Source organism: Synechococcus sp. R6-7 (genome assembly GCF_047461695.1).
Classification (GTDB): domain Bacteria; phylum Cyanobacteriota; class Cyanobacteriia; order Thermostichales; family Thermostichaceae; genus Thermostichus.
In genome coordinates this window covers 1-1,009 of the sequence record NZ_JANSHS010000476.1, presented here as the reverse complement: position 1 = coordinate 1,009, position 1,009 = coordinate 1, and the positions used below count along the sequence as shown (strand labels likewise).

The 1,009-nt window shown below is 62.2% G+C and carries 1 protein-coding gene and 1 pseudogene; both read left to right on the top strand.

Going from position 1 to position 1,009, the window contains the following annotated elements:
• Window positions 1-209 (top strand): annotated as a pseudogene (locus NW815_RS13000) (hypothetical protein); the annotation flags it as partial.
• Window positions 185-979 (top strand): adenosylcobinamide-GDP ribazoletransferase, encoded by a 795-nt coding sequence (locus tag NW815_RS12995; protein WP_414390937.1) that lies wholly within the window; start codon window positions 185-187, stop codon window positions 977-979. The pseudogene NW815_RS13000 and the gene NW815_RS12995, both read left to right, overlap by 25 nt.
• The last annotated feature ends 30 nt before the right edge of the window (window positions 980-1,009 follow it).

The following is a 1,009-nucleotide window of genomic DNA, read 5'->3' as shown; positions in this document are numbered from 1 at the left end:
TTTCTGAAAAAGCAGCCCTGTTTCTGGTGTTGGCCGCGGTGGGCGCCATCGGAGCTTTGGTGGCCAAGCTCACCATTGTCAAGCTCACCATTGTGGTGGGGCGCACCGTTCGCAAGGATTCCTATTTTCTCTCCCAGAGGGCTGGATTGGCGGATCCCTTTACACAGACTCAAGGACTGAGCGATTGCGGCGCTTCTGGGCAGCCTTGACTTTCTACACGGCCCTGCCTCTGGGGTGGGTGGGGGAGTTGTCGTTTGAGGGCATTGCCGCCTGGCTGCCAGGGGTAGGTGTGTTGCTGGGCGGGATCCTCTCCCTGGCTGGGATCCTGCTGCAGATTTTCCCCAATCCGGTGCGGGCCGCTTTGCTCTTGGCCCTGTGGGTTCTCTTGACCGGTGGGCTGCACCTGGACGGGGTGGCCGATACTGCCGATGGCTTGGCGATCAATGTCCACAAGCCTCCCCACACAGGGGATCCGCAACCGGCAGCCCAGGCAGACCCGGAGGGATCCCGTCGCCGTCTGCAGGTGATGAGCGATAGCCACACCGGGGCCTATGGGGTACTGGCCTTGGTGCTGCTGCTGCTGCTGAAATTTGCTGCCCTGAGCAGCGTTCGAGCTTGGCCCCTCTTGCTGCTGGTGCCCGCCTGGGGGCGTTGGGGCCAGTTGCTCGCCATTGCCCTGTACCCCTATCTGCGAGAGCAGGGATCCGCCCGCTTCCTCAAAGACTCCACTTCCCTGCCGGGATCCCTGTGGCCGGGCACTCTGCTTGTGCTGGCCATCACCGGGGGGTTGGGCTGGGCTGGGATCTTGGCTTGGCCCCCTTTGCTGCTCTGGACGCTGGGATCCGCCCTGGGGGCTTGGGCCGTGGGCTACTGGATCTACCGCCAGTTGGGAGGACACACGGGCGATACCTACGGAGCTACGGTGGAATGGTCAGAAGCGATAGCACTGCTGTGGGGATCCCTTATTGGGCCATCATGAATCTGATACATTTACGCTGAACACTGCTGA